This is a genomic window from Treponema phagedenis, from assembly GCF_008153345.1.
GTDB classification, from domain to species: Bacteria; Spirochaetota; Spirochaetia; order Treponematales; family Treponemataceae; genus Treponema; species Treponema phagedenis.
The window spans coordinates 2,759,911-2,776,609 of the sequence record NZ_CP042818.1 but is presented as its reverse complement, the minus strand read 5'-3'; the positions used below and the strand labels follow the sequence as shown (position 1 = coordinate 2,776,609).

Here is a 16,699-nt window from a genome sequence, read left to right as displayed (position 1 = left end):
TATGACAAGGAAAATACTACTAACAATTTTAACTGTGATTTTTTTATTTACCGCTTGCAATGAGAATAAGCGAACGGAAGAAAAAGAAATCTTTATATCGGCGGCGGCATCATTGACAGATGCAATAAAGGAAATTATCGATATTTATAAAAAAGATAATAACATAGAAATACTTGCAAACTTTGCAGGCTCGGGGACATTACAAGCTCAAATTGAAGAAAATGCCCCTTGTGATATTTTCTTTTCGGCTGCGGATAAACAGATGAACAGGTTGGAAGAAAAGAATCTGATAGATAAAAACTCCAGATTTGAACTATTGGAAAATGAAGTTGTGTTGATAACACCGAAAGACTCAAAAACAATTCTGACGTTTAAAACTATTCAAGACAGCGATGTTAAAAAAATTGCGATTGCTGACCCAGAATCTGTTCCGGTGGGAGCATACAGTAAAGAAATTTTTACAAAGATCGGAAATTTTGATTTTGTAAAAACTAAAATGGTAAGTTCTGCTGATGTACGACAGTCTCTGGATTGGGTTGTAAGCGGCAATGTGGATTGTGCAACGGTTTATAAGACAGATGCCTTTATCGAAAAAGATAAGATAAATATTTTGGACACCGCTCCCGAAGGAACACATAGTCCTGTCAATTATCCCATAGCCATAATAAAGGGTAGCGAATCCAAAACAGAGGTACAAAAATTTTTTGCATATTTAAAATCGGATGACGCAAAAAAAGTATACGAAAAATACGGATTTAAAGTAAAATGAGTTCGCTTCAAATATCGGTTAAGACAGGAATAATTTCCACATTCATAACATTTTTCTTAGGGATTTTTGCCGCTAACTTTGTTATGAAAACAAAATACAAAGCATTATTTGACGGAATATTTACTTTACCGTTAGTACTTCCTCCAACCGTTGTCGGGTTTTTATTGCTCATGTTTTTCGGCGCACGAGGAGTCTTTGCGCCGATATATAACTTGCTCAATTTCCAAATAGTTTTTTCGTATTGGGCAACAGTGATAGCGGCGGTTGTGGTAAGTTTTCCGCTAATGTATAGAACAGCCCTTGGATCGTTTTTACAAGTTGATAAAGAATACTTGGATGCAGCAAAAACGCTTGGCATGAATAAACGAAAAATATTTTGGAAAATTCTTTTACCCTTATCAAAAGACGGATTGCTTGCGGGAATCGTTTTATCCTTTTCAAGGGCTATAGGCGAATTCGGTGCAACAATAATGATTTCCGGAAATATTGTCGGCAGAACTCAAACAGTATCTACCGCAATATATAGTGCGGTACAAGCAGGAAATAAGATGTTGGCATTAAAGTATTCTCTTGTGATAATAACCTTGAGTTTTATTTTTATAATACTCCTCAATACTTTTGGAATGAAAAAATGGCGATAGAAATCAGTATCAAAAAAGATTATAAAAATTTTAGCCTTGATGTATCGTTTAAAACAAAAACAAAAACCTTGGGTATTCTCGGACATTCAGGATCGGGTAAATCTCTAACACTGAAATCAATTGCAGGTCTGATAAAACCGGATAAGGGCTACATTAAGGTATCGGATAGGATGCTGTATAATACGGACACTAATATTAACATTGATTCAAAAGACAGAGGTGTCGGTTATATGTTTCAGAGTCTTGCCTTGTTTCCTCATCTTACGGTAGAGAAAAACTTAACCTATTTTATGAAAGGCAAAGATAAAATAAGCACCGCACATGACTTGTTAAAAAAGTTTAGAGTGTATCATTTAAAAGACAGGTATCCGAAAGATTTAAGTGGAGGTGAAAAACAAAGAGTCGCTCTTGCAAGAATAATATCTACAAATCCAAGCATAATATTATTGGATGAACCTTTTTCTGCGCTTGACACTAATTTGAAATGGGATATGGAACAGGAAATTATAAGTTTTTTAAAAGACTTTGATATACCTCGGATAATTGTTACACATAATAAGAATGAGGCATATAGACTTAGTGATGAAATCTTAATTCTTTCCAACGGTAAAGTAGTAGACTTCGGTTCAAAGAATATAATAAAACATCCTAAAAATATTGAGTCGGCAAAAATATTAGGACATAAAAATTTCAGTGCGGTTAATCTTGTTGACGGTATGCCGACGCTCGTAGACTATAACATAAACCTATCAAAAAACATAAATACTCCCTGCGTTTCACTGAGAGCCGAATGCTTTTATCTTGATAGCATACATGACGCGTTTGCAGTTAAAGGAATTTTAAAAAATCTTATCTCTGACATAGAAAAACTAATCGGAATATTATCCGTTAATAATAAAACCATACTACTTGAGTTTAATATACATGGTGATACTCTTGCGTACTTAAATAAAAATATTAACAAAGAGATAATACTGTATTATAAATATGATGATTTACTATTCTTGGATTTATAATTATTAAGGAAAAATCGTATGGAGCTTTATAAAAAATTTAATATACATAAAAAAGATATTGTGTCCATAACAGGCTCCGGTGGAAAAACCACGCTCTTATTTACTTTGGCGCGAGAACTTAAAATGCACGGCAAAGTTCTTTTAACCAGTTCAACAAAATTGTCTGCCGATGTTAAGCCGGATAAAAATGAATTTTTGTTTACCGATTTAAAAACATACCATAAACAAAAAAATGATATTAAAAAAAACAGTTTAGTTATCCTATCATCATCTATCAAAAATAAGAAACTTTACGGAATTAACGATAATGATTTAGAAAGCATAAAAGAAGATTTTGATTATATCTTAATAGAAGCAGACGGATCAAAACAGTTGCCATTAAAAGCATGGAAAGAAAATGAGCCGGTAATTTTGAACGGAACAACTAAAACAATTGGCGTAATACCAATAGACATTTATGATAAAGAAATTACCGAAAGTAATATTTATGAATCAGATGCTTTTAAAAATGAATTTAATTTTAAGGGAAGCATGACAAAAGAGATTTATAAAAACATTATAGCGTCTCCGTACGGTATTTTCAAAAACTTCAAAGGCAAAAAATATTTATACTTTACTAAAATGGATTGCGTTAAAGAAAAAAACGAGGTAAATAAAATTCAGAGCGTAATAAAAGAATTTGAAGATGAGTTTGAAAATATTAAATTTATTTTAGGAAGGTTGGTGTTTGATGTACTCAATGCCAATGAAATTAGTGCAATAATATTGGCAAGCGGTTTTTCTAAAAGATTTGGCGATAATAAATTGAAAGTAAATTTGCATGGGAAAAAACTTTATGAATACGTGCTTGACTTAGTATCCAAGTTTGATTTTAAAGATAAAATTCTAATAACCAATGATGAGGATATACGAAACTATGGACAAAAACGTGGAATAGTTGTAAAAGAAAATCCGACAGCTTTTCTTGGAAAGAGTGAGTCAATAAAATCAGGACTGACAAATCTTAATTCAAAGGGCTATATGTTTTTTGTATCCGATCAACCATTTATTAGTGAAACGACTGTTAAAAAATTACTGCGAGAATTTAATTTAAATCCTCATGTAATAGTTCATCCCGTGTATGGAAAAAAACGCGGAGGGCCAATGATTTTTCCGAACAAATACAAAAACGATTTACTCAATTTAACAGCGGATGAAGGCGGAGTTAAACTAATAAAAGAGGACAATCATAAAGCAGTCCTCATCAAAAATAAAAGAGAAGCTATTGATATCGATGATGAAAATGATTACCGAGAGGCATTAAATGGATGAAGTAATTGCTGTAAGAGGTGCGGGCGATATTGCAACAGGCGTAATTCAAAAACTGCATAGATCAGGTTTTAAAGTTCTTGCTCTTGAATGCAAAACTCCAAGTGCCATTAGACGAAGTGTTGCGTTATGCGAAGCCGTATATGAAGGCACGGCTACGGTTGAAGACATTGAAGCCGTACTATGTAAAACCATATCGGACATACACGACGCATGGAAAAAAAATAAAGTAGCGATAATTGTAGATGAAAATTGTGAGACATTAAAACGCATAAAAGTTGATTTTATGGTTGATGCAATTCTTGCAAAAAAAAATTTAGGAACCGGTATGCAAATGGCAAAAGGAGTGGTGGCGCTCGGTCCGGGTTTTACCGCAGGTAAAGATTGTCATATTGGAATAGAAACTAATAGAGGACATAATTTAGGGCGCCTCATATTTAGCGGAGGAGCAGAAAAAAATACGGGAATACCGGGAGCCATCATGGGGTTCAGTGCGGAAAGGGTTATACATTCTCCGGCTGAAGGCGTTATTACTAATTTAAAAAACATCGGCGATATTGTTCATACAGATGAGGTAATCGCCGTGGTGGATGACTATGAAATCAAAGCTAAAATAGCGGGGGTTTTACGCGGCTTAATAAAAAATGAGTATAAGGTTTTTAAAGGAATGAAAATAGCGGATGTTGACCCGAGAGAAAAAACAGACTGCAATACAATTTCAGATAAGGCGAGAGCAATCGGAGGGGCAGTGTTGGAAGCCATCATGGTGTTAAAAATAAAAAACAATGCAGCATCCTAATACAGCGTTTTTTGATAAGCTCCCCGTTTTTAATATTGTATACAAACCAAGACAATTTTATAAAAAAGAGCTCCGGTTTAGTTTTTGCCGTCCGTGGCAAAAACTAAACCACGAGTTTTAAAAGCACTTGGAAAAAGTTTGTGCTTTTAAAACATCGCTGCTGCGTGGAACCACGGGCGTCCGTGCCCGTTCTGATTTTTGACGTCCGGTGAAAAAAATTTAAACCACGAGTTTTAAAACTCCCTGTTATAAAAAGGAGTCCGACACGGCGCAACGGTGAGCAATTTACCATAGGGCGAAGTTTTGAAAACTTACTGTAACTTCGCCAACGAGTTTTAAAGCTTCAATTTTATAGTTTTATGTTGATGCTTTAAAACATCGTTTGGAATTTCGCAACGGTGAGTAATTTACCATAGGAATGCTGAATCCGGAAGTTCTCATTGTTGGTGCTCAGATTTGTATAACAGGAAGTTAATTACAGAACGCTGCAGTAATGGAAGTCCGGATTTTTCTGAAACTGCAAAACAGACGAGCAGTTTAGTTTTATCCGAAAGATTATATAAACATAAAAATTTAAGTAAATTTTAGCTTGCGCAAAAGGAGAAATAGTGATATTATAGAGGCGGTGATAATATGAAACTTAATGTTTGCGGCGGCTGTAATGCAAAAATTGCGGCAGGATCCCTTGAAAAAATTTTAGAAAGCATTGATGTTTTTAATCGTAAAGAAATTCTTGAAGGATTTTCGGGCAATGAAGATGCGGCGGTTATAAAACTCAGTGATGAAATTGCGGTTGTCTTAACGGCGGATTTTTTTCCCCCAATGGTGGAAGACGGTTTTATATTCGGTGAAATTGCGGCAGCTAATGCTCTATCGGATGTGTATGCAATGGGAGCGGAACCTGTCGCCGCACTCAACCTTGTGTGCTTTCCTGAAGATGAAGATAAGGCAATCTTGGAAGACATTCTAAAAGGCGGGGCATCAAAATTAAAAGAAGCAGAGGTTGCCTTGGTTGGCGGCCATTCAATCCATGACCCTAAAATAAAGTACGGACTCTGTGTTCTCGGTGTTGTAAATCCTGATAAGATTTATAAAAACAATACATCGAAAATCGGAGATATGTTAGTCTTAACAAAACCTCTAGGGGTAGGGCTTCTGTCAAGCGGCATGAGTGTCGGAGAAATACATGCAGAAGATTTTAAAGCTGCGGTTGCTTCAATGCGTACTCTTAATAAATATGCCCTTGAAATTATAAAAAACTATGCGGTGCGAGCTCTCACCGATGTTACTGGTTTCGGGCTCATAGGACATTTGTCGGAGATGGTGCATGAAACTGCAATAATCAATACAAAGGACATTAAAGTTTTACAGGGTGCAAAAAAAGCTGCAAGCGAATTTTTATTTACCGCAGGAGGACAGAGAAACAGAAACAGTTTTGAATCTCTTGTTGATTTTCAAATTAATGACTTTGCAATGGAAGAAATTTTATTTGATCCTCAAACTTCAGGGGGACTTTTAATAAGCGTTGCAAAAGAAGATGCAAAAAAACTTTGCGAGGATCTTGTAGGCAATGCTATTGATGCAAGTATAATCGGCGAAATTGTGCCGAAGGAAAATAAAAAAATAATAGTGAGGTAATTTATGGAAAAAATTGATGCAAGAGGACTTTTATGTCCGCGGCCGGTAATACTTACAAAAAAATTGATAAGTGAAAAAAATCCGGATACGATACTGGTAATTGTTGATAATGAAATAGCAACTCAAAATCTTTCCAAGTTAGCTTCTCAACTCGGATTTAAAGTAGAAGTAACAAAGGAAGAAAAAGATTACAATGTTTATTTCACAAAAACAGGAGAAGTGCGATCGGAGGAAACAAAGATGAGCAATGAAGGTGATGAATTTATTGTAGTGTTTTCATCAGATAGACTCGGGGTCGGAGATGAAGATTTTTCAAAAAAACTTCTTGAAGGGTTTGTGTATTCGTTATCGCAAAAAGACAAAATCCCGACGCATATCATCTGTTACAACAAAGGGGTAAGACTTACAACCGTAAATAAAAACACTATTGAAGATTTAAAAAGCATGGAAGCGAAGGGAACAAAAATTTTATCTTGCGGGCTTTGTCTTGAAAACTATAACGTAAAAGATTCGCTGTGCGTCGGAAGTATTACAAATATGGATACCATAGTTGATTTAATGATAAGCAAAAAAACAGTTAAGCCATGCTAGGCTATTATCTGATAACTTTTAAATCATCAAACCGTGCGGTTGCTAATGAAGCGAAAACCGAAAAATTTAATACAAGGTTAATAACGGTACCGAATGAAATAAAAAGTGATTGCGGGTTTGCACTGAAAGTGTGGGAAAAAAATTATGAGGAAGTTATAAAAATAATGAAAGAAGAAGACATAGACGGGATTTATTTTTATGGATGATGGTAACATAATTTATTTTGATAACTCATCAACAACATTAATAAAGCCGAAAGAGGTGGGAGATGCGGTACGCGATAGTATAAACTCCCAGGCTTTCGCCAACCCTTCAAGGGGAACCTATGATATGAGTGTAAACTCTTTAAGAAAAATTTATACCCTGAGAAGTGAATTGGCGGAATTTTTTGGAATAGATGAACCGTTAAATATTGCACTTACGAGCAATGTAACAACAGCGCTGAACTTGAGTCTTAATTCAATTTTGGCAAGCGGCGACCATGTGATAACTTCACTCGCAGAACACAACTCTGTTTTAAGACCCTTGTATCATCTTAATAATTTAGGAGTGGAAATATCATTTTTACCCTTAACCGACAAGGGAGAAATTGACCTCAGCTTTTTAGAAAAACTTATTCGGCCTACAACAAAAGCTGTGGTTATAACCCATATGTCAAACGTCAGCGGAATTGTTACAAATTTACAAGTGGTATATGATTTTTGCCTTATGAATAATTTATATCTCATAATTGATGCCGCCCAAAGTGCCGGCGTAATCAATATAAAATTTAACAAAGGTAAATATCCAAAAACAATTTTTTGCTTTACAGGACACAAAGGTTTATACGGCCCGCAAGGCACGGGCGGAATAATCAGAGTAGGAGATTTTGACTTGCATGAAGTTTTTACCGGCGGCGGCGGAAACTCAAAATTAAAAACACTAGAAGAAATGCCCGACATATTTGAGTACGGAACAATCAATGTGCATTCAAATGCGGGTTTACTTGAAGGAGTTCGATACGTAAAAAAATACGGTATAGAAAAAATAGAAAAACATAATAAAGATCTTGCAAAATATGTATACGAAAATTTAAAAAATCTTACAGGAGCTGTGCTCTATAATGAAATAGAAAATAACGGCGGCATAGTATCTTTTAATTATAAAAACTACGCATCAAAAAAAGTATCCGATTATCTGTGGGAAAAAGGACAGATAGCAACAAGACCTGCCTTGCACTGCGCTCCGCTCTATCATAAGGCAATGGGAACATACGAACGGGGAATGGTGCGGGTATCTTTCTCAACATTTAACACAAAAGAAGAAGCGGATCAATTACTGAAAATACTTTGTGAAATGAAATAGTATGCGTTCAGTAATTGATTCTCTTATACTAATATAACGTTTTTTTAATAAGTCGATTAAATTTTTTTAATACATCTTATCAAAAACGTAAAAAGTTTTATAAAAAAGAGCTCGACACGGCGCAACGGTGAGCAATTTACCATAGTAATGCTTAAATCCGCAGCCCCTTATTGTTAATACTCCAATTTTTATAACAGGAAGTTAATTACAAAACGCTATACTAATAGGGAGCGTCAACAGTATGGGCTTACAGAATTTTGTATGCCTGTAGTAAGCTGCTATAAATAGAAAAATCAGAACAGGCCCCTGCACTTCCACGCCGCTGAGATGTTTTAAAGCACGGCAGTTTGTGAAGTTTTAAAACTCGTAACCGTGATTTGAGCAAGGGTATTAAAAATTACGGGGAGGCGGCGCTTCCATGCAGAAGTGATGTTTTACCTGCCGTTCCAATAATGGGCAGGTACGATTCGAAAATTACAGTATGCCTATGGTAAGTTTACTCACCGTTGCTCAATTCAAAACGATGTTTTCCCTGATACTCTAGCGTAAACAGGGAAAACTCGTAGGCGAAACGAAGGTAGAAATTCAAAGGTTTCGCCCCGGTCTCTTTTATAAAAAAATTATGATTTGTATAAGGTTAGATTAAAAACGGAGTGTTGTATCAAAAGAACACGGCAATAGAATTCAGTGCAATCTATTATTTGAGAATATGAAACGTAAGTCTTAAATATAAACCGGCAAAACCCTTGAAAATTCTCATATGAAAGCGTATGATACAGGCATGGCAAAACAAAGAAAAAACAGGGCGTCGCTCGGATGCCTTTTTTGGATAGCGCTAATTTTACTTTTTATTGTTCTTTTCTTTTTAAACAAAGATAACATTGCAGCCGTGCTTGAAAAAACACAGGCGAAGGATATACTTTTTTCAAAAAACCAGAAAACAGAGAAGGAGAAAGAGGCTTCCGATTCTTTACCGGAAATCAGCATACAAGAAGAGAAAGAAGAAGCGAAGGGGGACGGTAGTCAGGAGCCTGAGGAGCCCAAGCCTGCGGTTCGGGAGCCGCAGGTTAAAGAACCGGAAAAGCAGGATACAAAACCCGATCAAAAAGAAGTGAAAAACCAGCCGGCAAAATCGGCTCAAAAAACCGATACCAAAAATATAAAGAAAGAAACACCGTCTCAAGAACAAAAAAAGCCGAGCAGCACAGTGTCAAAACCCGAGCAAACGCAAAAGCGGCAGATGCCGGCAAAACCGGAACAAAAGCCGAAAACGGCGGCACAGGTGCAAAAGCCTCAACCGGAAAAACGTACTACAACTATTTTTTGGGTATATATTGATTCTGACGGGAAAATTACCCGGCAGGAAACAACGCGGGAATTGCCGAAGTCCGATTCTCCGATGTCAGATGCGTTGAATGCGCTTTTTCAGGGGCCGAATGCAAGTGAGCGGAGTAAGAATTACCGCAGCTTAATTCCCGCCGGGACAAAGCTGCGCAGCGCTTATGTAAAAGACGGAGTTGCAACCATCAGCGTTAGCGAAGAGTTTCAGTTTAACCAATATGGAATAGAAGGCTATCTTGCTCAGCTTTCACAGGTTGTGTTCACCGCAACCGCTTTTTCAACCGTTAATTCAGTGCAGTTTTTAATCGAAGGTCAGAAAAAAGATTATCTCGGTGCCGAAGGCGTGTGGATTGCAGCGCCGCTTTCCCGAAGCTCTTTTTAACCATGAGTACTGCGATTAACCCTGATTTCGGTTTGACAAAATTGCAGAACGCTTTTCCCAAATTCAAAAAAAGTTTTTGATAAACTTATCTTTGCCGGTGAATGTCCGCAAGGGCGGCTAAGAAAAGCGTGCCTGCCTGTGCGACATTCAAACTTTCAATAGCGCCCGAACCGGGAATCTTTACCAGATGGTCACAGGCTTTTTTTGAAGCCTCCGACAAACCGGTTTCTTCATTGCCGAGAATAATCATTGTCGCCTCATCAGGGGAGAGTAGGGTGGGCAAGCTGTTCAAATTGCGGAAGGAGCGATGGTCGGCGCCTATCCGAGTGATTTTTCCTTCGCAGGCACGCAATAGCCACTGTATTGAACGAGTGTGATATATCGTTACAAACTCCATGCCGCCTTGCGCAACCCGATATGCGGATGTGGTAATTTTTGCCTGCGGGTCTTCATCGGTAATAATTACGGCGGGGATACCGAAAAAAGCGGCACTGCGAATAATCGCTCCGAGATTGTTGGAGTTCCCCACGCGGTCTAAAAACAAAACGACGGCACTATCCTTCGCCCAGCCGTCAATGATTTGCTCATCGATTAAAGGAATAACCGGCTCTTCAATCATTGCAACAACCCCTTGGTGATGCACCGACAGTGAAAGCTTTTCAAGATCGGCTTCTTCAACCACTCGATAGAGTCGCTTTTTTGCCGCAAGATATTTGCTAGCATCGCCGAAGGCTTTTGCCCGCTCTTGCGTAAAAAAAAGCCGAGAAATCTTTTCGGGGTGCTGTTTTACCAGCGCCTTTACCGCCTCAAAACCGCAAACCGGTAATTCTTTTCGATGTTGTGTACCCATACGAACGCCATTCTATAGCGAATACCTACAAGTTGCAAGGGGCGTCTGTTGCAGTTCTGATTTTGACATTCCTGTCAAAAACTAACCTACGAGTTTAAAAACTTCCTATCATAAAAAGAGCCCGACACGGCGCAAGGGCGAAGTTTTGAAAATTTACTGTAACTTCGCCAACGGTGAGCAATTTGCCATAGTGATGCTGAATCCACAAAACTCCTACTGATGCTTCGCTCTACACAAGGGCTAAGTTTCCGAGTAAAGTATCTTCTTACGGGCAAACTTTCTGATTCTAATGGTGCACTTCTTTACCTAAACTCGCGAAGCATTTATCGAGAGGATATCCGTGTCCACTAAAAATCATGTTTCGATGGCAGACCGATCAGGTTTGTTTGCAGAAAGACTCTTATGTAAAAGCTGAACTTTGATGAGCTATTATTGTCTTTGATTTTATACCCGACGCAAATCAATACTGATGAGTAAACCGGTTGCAATCATTGCAGTCCAAAGAGAAGAGCCACCATAAGATAAAAGCAATAATGGAATTCCGGTAATCGGCATAATGCTCATAACCATTCCCACATTTACGATAAAGTGGAAAAAGAACATTCCAAGGATACCGCTTGCAATAAGTTTTTCATACAAGTCATCGGTATGCTTCATGATCAGCAATATTCTGATAAAGAACAACAAGTATAGCATGAAAACAGCAACGCCGCCGACAAACCCCCACTCTTCCGATAGAATGCTGAAAATAAAGTCCGTACTTTGCTGCGGCAAGAATCGATAATGACTTTGAGTTCCTTTTAAAAATCCCATTCCAAAGGTTCCGCCGCCGCCTATTGCAATCATCGACTGCAAAATATGCCAGCCCGCATTTAAGGGGTCAACATTCGGATCTAAAAAGATAATAAGGCGCATCATTTGATATGGTTTTAATACGCGAATACCGACCAGGGCAATCCCGAACGAAAGGCTGATAAGGATTAGTACATAGGTTACCCAATAGTAATACTTTCTTTTTACCCACATATAGCCTATTGCCGCAATAATCACTGTTGTTGCCAAGGATAAAAATATCAAGGCGGAAACGGATTTATTACTGAATATTTTTGTTGCAATTCCGGGATGTTGTATAATTGCTTTTTCCCAGAGCGGAAGTAAGGTAAATACAAGAGTTAAAAGTACTATGCTTAGCAGACCGAATACAAAACGTAAAGGAAGCCCGGCAATAAAACACATAATTAAAAATATCGGTATATATACGGAGGCGGTTCCCAGATCTGGTTGCAGTAAAATTAATCCCATAGGGATTGCCATAATACAGGATGCTTTTATAAATCGTTTAAATGGATTTTCATTTTTTGATTTATCAAGATAATAAGCTAGATACAAAATATAAATTACCTTCGTAAACTCTGAGATTTGAATGCCGAATTCGCCGATGCCTATCCAGCTTTTTGCACCTTTTGAATAATGACCGAAAATGGGAGTATAAACCAGAAAAAGCAATGCAATTATAAACAGCAAAAAAGTTCTGTCTTTAAATTTTTGATAATCGTAGAAGGTGGTAGCAATTAATAATATAACACCGGTTATTGCCCAGATAATTTGTTTAATATACTCCTTTGATACGGAAACTCCATCTGAATTTACTCCTGATGAATAAATAAATAAAATTCCTATTCCGGTAAGAATCAGCACAATAAGAAGTAACAAATAATCAAAGTTCGTAATTTTTTTTATGGTCATTCTTGTCGCACTCCCGTCCGTATTCCTAAAGAAATACCTAAGGATCTAAGAGATTCAACTGCCTCTTCATAATTTTGATTGGCGAAAATCCCTTGAAAAATAATATTGGTTGCAAAGGGTGCCCACCATTCCCATTGATTTCGTGCTTCAACTAATACTACCACCACAATCGCATCTTCTGCCGGCCCATCATACGGCCCATACGCAGCCATCCATGAATGCCATCTATCGTGGAAGCCTACTTCTGCGGTACCTGTTTTTCCCGCAAGACGTACGGTTTTGTTTCTCATCGCGTACTGAGATGAGCCTTGCGTAACAACATAGTGCATATCGGATCGCACTTGAGCAAATACTTCCGGAGCAATACTTGATTTTTTAAGTATCTCAGGTTTCTTTTCAAGAATCACCATGTTGGTTTCCGGATCTTGAATTTCTTTTAATAAATGCGGTTTGTAAATAATGCCGTTGTTCACAACCATCGCAACCATATTTGCAACCTGCAATGGAGAGGCAAGCATATAACCCTGTCCTATCGAAAGGTTCATAGTATCGCCATCAAGCCATTTCTCATGATACCGTCTTTCTTTCCAGCGCGGCGTTGGGACAAGACCTTTTGTCTGGCTTGGTAAATCTATCTCCGTAAAATCACCATAGCCGAATTCAGTGATATAGTTTATCATTTTATCAATCCCAAGATAATCACGACAAACCGTCCAGTAATAGATGTCGCAGGATTGTGCAAGCGCAATTTTTAAATTTACTTTTCCGTGGCCAGGCTTTCGAATATGACAACGGAAAAGCCGATTCCCGTACTCTATCTCTCCGAGACAATCAACTGTTTTTTCAGGAGGATAGGCTTTTTCCGCTAAAATTGCGGAAGACATGACAATTTTAAAAGTGGAAGCCGGCGGGTAACCGGCATTAACCGCGCGATTTAATAAAGGATCCTTTGTGTCTCGTAAAAGTTTTGCATATAGTTCGTTTGCATTGTCTTTGGTGAAAATATTTTGATCAAAATAAGGATACGAGACCATTGCAAGGATTTCTCCCGTAGCGGCTTTTAAGGCAATCGCAGCACCGATTCGCTCTCCCAATGCTTGTTCTGCAAGTTTTTGTATTCTTCTATCTATTGTTAACACAAGATTGCTGCCGCTTTTCGGAGGATTTATGACGGTGGTATTTTCTATATATCTGCCGCGTACGTCAACCGTCCGATACTCACTCCCTTCAACACCGCGTAATACCTCATCATACTCTTTTTCAATGCCTGCCTTTCCGATTACGCTATTTTGTTTATATCCTTTGCTGTAAAAATGTTTTAACTCTTCTTTTGTGATTTCACCGACGTACCCGATAATGTGCGAAAAGGAGCCGGTATCAACATAGTTTCTAACCGGTTTTGAATGCCAGGAAACGCCGGGCAACTCATCAATGCGCTCGGCAATATTTGTTATATTTTCATAGCTGACATTTGCCTTAACTTCAATTGTTTGAAAAGAACGTTTAATCGTATTGGGAATTTTTTTATGTATATCATTGACGGAAACGTTTAAAATTCCTGCAAGCTTATTGATAACGGTATCAAAGCTGTCGCGCGGAATTTCTCCCGGTGTTACATCGACGGCAAAAGCATTTGTATTTAATACCATCGGTAAGTCAATATTTCTGTCAAATATTTCTCCGCGCTGTGCAGGGATCATTTTACTGCGCTGAGAAATATTTTGAGACTTTTTTTTAAAAGTTTCTCCCTGTAATATCTGAATAGAAAACAAACGCCATACGTATAAACCCATCACAATAAAAACAAAGATTGTAAAGTACCGAATTCTTGCTTCAACATTATGATCAGGTTTATCAGATTTATTATACATTAAATTACAGACTCCCGAAATTGAAAAACCGTAGGGAATATATTAAGCAATCCGAAAAGAATCGGTGCGCAAAGAGCATTGATTCCGACCTCTATCCAGAAATTTAATCCCAAAACATTGTATACTTGGATATTCGTACCGAATAAAAGATGAAGAACAAAAAAAAGAGCTGCTTTTATTAGTGTAGCGGAAAAAGCTAATACAATGGGAACAAAAAATTTATTCAGATTATATCTGTCGTATAATTTACCGACCAAATAACCGATAAGAGTGAAAGTAAAGGAATGCAGCCCTATAGGAGAGATAGATAGGAAATCAATTGCCAAGCCTGAAAAAAAGCCTGTCCAAATACCGATTCTACTCCCATTATAAATTGCAAGATATAAAATAAGCACTAACACCAAGTCGGGGGATACCGGTAACAAAGAAAAATATGCAAGAATTGATGTCTCAAATACCCCTAAAAAAAAGGCTACAAGAACCGAAAAGAAAACCGGTTTTTTCATTATTCAAGCTCCTTTTGTAACTCGGAAAGATCAAGTACAAAGACATAATCCAATTTTGAAAAATCAAGCGCGGGTTCTATTGAAAGCTCCAAAGACGTTTCATAATTATGCATTTTTATTTCTCTAATTGTGCCTATCAGAATGTTTTTAGGAAATAAATAGTTTTCTCCGGAAGTTACTACCCGGTCTCCTATTTGAATATCATCGCGCGCATGCTTTCTTACATATCGCATAAGAAGTGGGAAGTCATCTCTGCCTTGTCCGTTTATTAATCCGCGATATTTTGTCTGTTCAAGCTTTGCCGCTACATAACATTGGTAATCATAGAGCGGAATTATCATGCTTGTTCCTCTGCCTGTCTGCACAACCTTTCCGACTAATCCCATATTTGTGCCTTGAAAAGCAATTACCGGCATGTTTTTTTTGACTCCGTGTTTTACACCTCGATTTATTAAAATACCGGAATATAAATTATCGGGATCAAAACCGATGATTTCCGCCGGAATGTTTTTTATGGCTATTTCCTGCGAGAAACCGACCAGACTGCGTAACTCTCTATTTTCTTTTTTTGTATCCGCATTGGTGCGCTGCAAAAGTTCATAATCTTTTAATTGATTATGTAATTCCGCATATTTTATCTTTAACTGTGCCAATTCCCGCACAGCGCTCACTGTGTCGGTTATAAATGAAGATGCTGAGGTTACTGCTTTTTCAGCTCCCGATGTTACGGTAAATCCGACGGTCTTGAATCTGACGATAAAATCACCGCCTGAAAATGCCATAAAAATAGAAGATATGAGCAGAAAAAGGCAAAGTAAAAATAAATCCGAATTAAACCGAAAAAAAAATTTCTTTTTCATTATGTATTCAAACCGGCATATAAACTTCTGTCTCCGGACATATCCTTGTACACATCATGATAGAGTCCTGCGCCTATCGCAACGCAATCCATTGGATTTTCCGCAAGGATAACGGGAACATGCGTTTCTTTAGAAATGAGTTTTGGCAATCCTTTGAGCAAAGAGCCGCCGCCTGTCATCACAATCCCGCGCTCTACAATATCCGCGGCAAGTTCCGGAGGAGTCTGCGCGAGCGTACGTTTAATTTCTTCTACGATTTGTGTGATTGGCTCTTTAAGGGCTTCTCTAACTTCCACAGAATCTATTTCAAGCCTTCTCGGTAAGCCGGTAATAGCATCGGTACCCTTGATTTCAACCTTTTCAATATTTTTTTCGGGAGAAGCGTTTCCTATTTCTATTTTAAGCCGCTCTGCTGTTTGCTCTCCGATGATTAAGTTGTGTACCGATCGGACATGTTTAATGATTGCCTGATCAAATTCATCGCCGCCAACGCGGATTGCATTTGTTACAACCATACCGAGCAGTGAAATAACGGAAACTTCGGTGGTGCCGCCACCGATGTCGCAAACCATGTTTCCCGCAGGCTCATGGATAGGAATGTGAGCGCCTATCGCAGCCGCAAGGGATTCTTCAAGCACTTTTACTTCACCGGCGCCCGCCTTGCTTGCACTTTCGTTTACCGCCCTGCATTCAACATCGGTTATACAGCTGGGAATGCCGATTACCATGCGAGGTTTAATCAATCTATGTCGGGGAAGAATTTTTGATACAAAGTAGCGGATCATCTTTTCGGTTGTGTCCATATCGGCAATAACCCCGTCTTTTAGAGGACGTATTGCAATAATATTGCCGGGCGTTTTCCAAAGCATTCGCTTTGCTTCGGAACCAACTGCTACCACTGATTTGGTTCCCCGCTCCACCGCTACAACGGAAGGCTCATTGACAACAATCCCTTTCCCTTTTACATAAATAATCGTATTACAGGTACCTAAATCAATACCAATATCCGCAGAAAATCTTTTTAATAAGCCCATACA

General features: G+C 38.0%; 16 protein-coding genes. 10 read left to right on the top strand and 6 right to left on the bottom strand.

Annotated elements, in window-relative coordinates:
* The first annotated feature begins 1 nt into the window (after nt 1).
* The 10 genes from modA (at nt 2) to FUT79_RS15615 (ending at nt 9,829) form a co-directional block, all read left to right on the top strand.
* Nucleotides 2-769: a molybdate ABC transporter substrate-binding protein gene (gene modA / locus FUT79_RS12210; RefSeq protein ID WP_024753179.1), complete on the top strand. Its 768-nt coding sequence runs from the start codon at nt 2-4 to the stop codon at nt 767-769.
* The gene (gene modB / locus FUT79_RS12205) at nt 766-1,410 is read left to right on the top strand and encodes a molybdate ABC transporter permease subunit (protein WP_024753180.1); all 645 of its coding nucleotides are present in this window, start codon (nt 766-768) and stop codon (nt 1,408-1,410) included. The genes modA and modB overlap by 4 nt, the downstream gene beginning before the upstream one ends.
* Complete coding sequence (locus FUT79_RS12200; RefSeq protein ID WP_024753181.1) at nt 1,401-2,426, top strand: sulfate/molybdate ABC transporter ATP-binding protein; 1,026 nt, start codon at nt 1,401-1,403, stop codon at nt 2,424-2,426. Before modB ends, FUT79_RS12200 begins: the two co-directional genes overlap by 10 nt.
* 18 nt (nt 2,427-2,444) lie before the next feature.
* Nucleotides 2,445-3,737 carry a selenium cofactor biosynthesis protein YqeC gene (yqeC, locus tag FUT79_RS15400; RefSeq protein WP_082048192.1) on the top strand — a complete coding sequence of 431 codons (1,293 nt, stop codon included), beginning with the start codon at nt 2,445-2,447 and terminating at the stop codon, nt 3,735-3,737.
* Nucleotides 3,730-4,533, top strand: coding sequence for a selenium-dependent molybdenum cofactor biosynthesis protein YqeB (yqeB, locus tag FUT79_RS12190; RefSeq protein ID WP_002699348.1), 804 nt, complete (start codon nt 3,730-3,732; stop codon nt 4,531-4,533). The genes yqeC and yqeB overlap by 8 nt, the downstream gene beginning before the upstream one ends.
* Nucleotides 4,534-5,166: 633 nt before the next feature.
* Nucleotides 5,167-6,171 carry a selenide, water dikinase SelD gene (gene selD / locus FUT79_RS12185; protein WP_024753182.1) on the top strand — a complete coding sequence of 335 codons (1,005 nt, stop codon included), beginning with the start codon at nt 5,167-5,169 and terminating at the stop codon, nt 6,169-6,171.
* Nucleotides 6,172-6,174: 3 nt separating this feature from the next.
* The gene (gene yedF, locus FUT79_RS12180; protein WP_148884606.1) at nt 6,175-6,762 is read left to right on the top strand and encodes a sulfurtransferase-like selenium metabolism protein YedF; all 588 of its coding nucleotides are present in this window, start codon (nt 6,175-6,177) and stop codon (nt 6,760-6,762) included.
* Nucleotides 6,756-6,968, top strand: coding sequence for a putative Se/S carrier protein (locus tag FUT79_RS12175; protein WP_148884605.1), 213 nt, complete (start codon nt 6,756-6,758; stop codon nt 6,966-6,968). Before yedF ends, FUT79_RS12175 begins: the two co-directional genes overlap by 7 nt.
* The gene (locus tag FUT79_RS12170) at nt 6,961-8,106 is read left to right on the top strand and encodes an aminotransferase class V-fold PLP-dependent enzyme (RefSeq protein WP_002699362.1); all 1,146 of its coding nucleotides are present in this window, start codon (nt 6,961-6,963) and stop codon (nt 8,104-8,106) included. Before FUT79_RS12175 ends, FUT79_RS12170 begins: the two co-directional genes overlap by 8 nt.
* A gap of 760 nt (nt 8,107-8,866) precedes the next feature.
* The gene (locus FUT79_RS15615) at nt 8,867-9,829 is read left to right on the top strand and encodes a GerMN domain-containing protein (RefSeq protein WP_244951095.1); all 963 of its coding nucleotides are present in this window, start codon (nt 8,867-8,869) and stop codon (nt 9,827-9,829) included.
* Between the two features lie 85 nt (nt 9,830-9,914).
* On the opposite strand, the gene FUT79_RS12160 is transcribed toward FUT79_RS15615, so the two are convergent.
* The 6 genes from FUT79_RS12160 to FUT79_RS12135 all read right to left on the bottom strand — a co-directional run bounded on the left by FUT79_RS12160 (nt 9,915) and on the right by FUT79_RS12135 (nt 16,696).
* Nucleotides 9,915-10,679 carry a TrmH family RNA methyltransferase gene (locus FUT79_RS12160; RefSeq protein WP_002699366.1) on the bottom strand — a complete coding sequence of 255 codons (765 nt, stop codon included), beginning with the start codon at nt 10,677-10,679 and terminating at the stop codon, nt 9,915-9,917.
* 444 nt (nt 10,680-11,123) lie between these two features.
* Nucleotides 11,124-12,425: a rod shape-determining protein RodA gene (rodA, locus tag FUT79_RS12155; RefSeq protein ID WP_148889705.1), complete on the bottom strand. Its 1,302-nt coding sequence runs from the start codon at nt 12,423-12,425 to the stop codon at nt 11,124-11,126.
* Nucleotides 12,422-14,296, bottom strand: a complete 1,875-nt coding sequence (gene mrdA, locus FUT79_RS12150; protein WP_002699369.1) for a penicillin-binding protein 2 — start codon at nt 14,294-14,296, stop codon at nt 12,422-12,424. Before mrdA ends, rodA begins: the two co-directional genes overlap by 4 nt.
* The gene (gene mreD / locus FUT79_RS12145; RefSeq protein ID WP_024753187.1) at nt 14,296-14,802 is read right to left on the bottom strand and encodes a rod shape-determining protein MreD; all 507 of its coding nucleotides are present in this window, start codon (nt 14,800-14,802) and stop codon (nt 14,296-14,298) included. The genes mrdA and mreD overlap by 1 nt, the downstream gene beginning before the upstream one ends.
* Nucleotides 14,802-15,662, bottom strand: coding sequence for a rod shape-determining protein MreC (gene mreC / locus FUT79_RS12140; RefSeq protein WP_024753188.1), 861 nt, complete (start codon nt 15,660-15,662; stop codon nt 14,802-14,804). Before mreC ends, mreD begins: the two co-directional genes overlap by 1 nt.
* Nucleotides 15,662-16,696 carry a rod shape-determining protein gene (locus FUT79_RS12135; RefSeq protein WP_002699380.1) on the bottom strand — a complete coding sequence of 345 codons (1,035 nt, stop codon included), beginning with the start codon at nt 16,694-16,696 and terminating at the stop codon, nt 15,662-15,664. The genes mreC and FUT79_RS12135 overlap by 1 nt, the downstream gene beginning before the upstream one ends.
* Between the last annotated feature and the right edge of the window lie 3 nt (nt 16,697-16,699).

What these genes read in the sequence shown, in the direction of transcription:
- FUT79_RS12160 (WP_002699366.1), bottom strand. Translation starts at nt 10,679, where the DNA reads ATGGGTACACAACATCGAAAAGAATTACCGGTTTGCGGTTTTGAGGCG.
- selD (WP_024753182.1), top strand. Translation starts at nt 5,167, where the DNA reads ATGAAACTTAATGTTTGCGGCGGCTGTAATGCAAAAATTGCGGCAGGA.
- yqeB (WP_002699348.1), top strand. Translation starts at nt 3,730, where the DNA reads ATGGATGAAGTAATTGCTGTAAGAGGTGCGGGCGATATTGCAACAGGC.
- FUT79_RS12200 (WP_024753181.1), top strand. Translation starts at nt 1,401, where the DNA reads ATGGCGATAGAAATCAGTATCAAAAAAGATTATAAAAATTTTAGCCTT.
- yqeC (WP_082048192.1), top strand. Translation starts at nt 2,445, where the DNA reads ATGGAGCTTTATAAAAAATTTAATATACATAAAAAAGATATTGTGTCC.
- modB (WP_024753180.1), top strand. Translation starts at nt 766, where the DNA reads ATGAGTTCGCTTCAAATATCGGTTAAGACAGGAATAATTTCCACATTC.
- modA (WP_024753179.1), top strand. Translation starts at nt 2, where the DNA reads ATGACAAGGAAAATACTACTAACAATTTTAACTGTGATTTTTTTATTT.
- mreC (WP_024753188.1), bottom strand. Translation starts at nt 15,662, where the DNA reads ATGAAAAAGAAATTTTTTTTTCGGTTTAATTCGGATTTATTTTTACTT.
- mreD (WP_024753187.1), bottom strand. Translation starts at nt 14,802, where the DNA reads ATGAAAAAACCGGTTTTCTTTTCGGTTCTTGTAGCCTTTTTTTTAGGG.
- FUT79_RS12170 (WP_002699362.1), top strand. Translation starts at nt 6,961, where the DNA reads ATGGATGATGGTAACATAATTTATTTTGATAACTCATCAACAACATTA.
- FUT79_RS12175 (WP_148884605.1), top strand. Translation starts at nt 6,756, where the DNA reads ATGCTAGGCTATTATCTGATAACTTTTAAATCATCAAACCGTGCGGTT.
- FUT79_RS12135 (WP_002699380.1), bottom strand. Translation starts at nt 16,696, where the DNA reads ATGGGCTTATTAAAAAGATTTTCTGCGGATATTGGTATTGATTTAGGT.
- FUT79_RS15615 (WP_244951095.1), top strand. Translation starts at nt 8,867, where the DNA reads ATGAAAGCGTATGATACAGGCATGGCAAAACAAAGAAAAAACAGGGCG.
- rodA (WP_148889705.1), bottom strand. Translation starts at nt 12,425, where the DNA reads ATGACCATAAAAAAAATTACGAACTTTGATTATTTGTTACTTCTTATT.
- mrdA (WP_002699369.1), bottom strand. Translation starts at nt 14,296, where the DNA reads ATGTATAATAAATCTGATAAACCTGATCATAATGTTGAAGCAAGAATT.
- yedF (WP_148884606.1), top strand. Translation starts at nt 6,175, where the DNA reads ATGGAAAAAATTGATGCAAGAGGACTTTTATGTCCGCGGCCGGTAATA.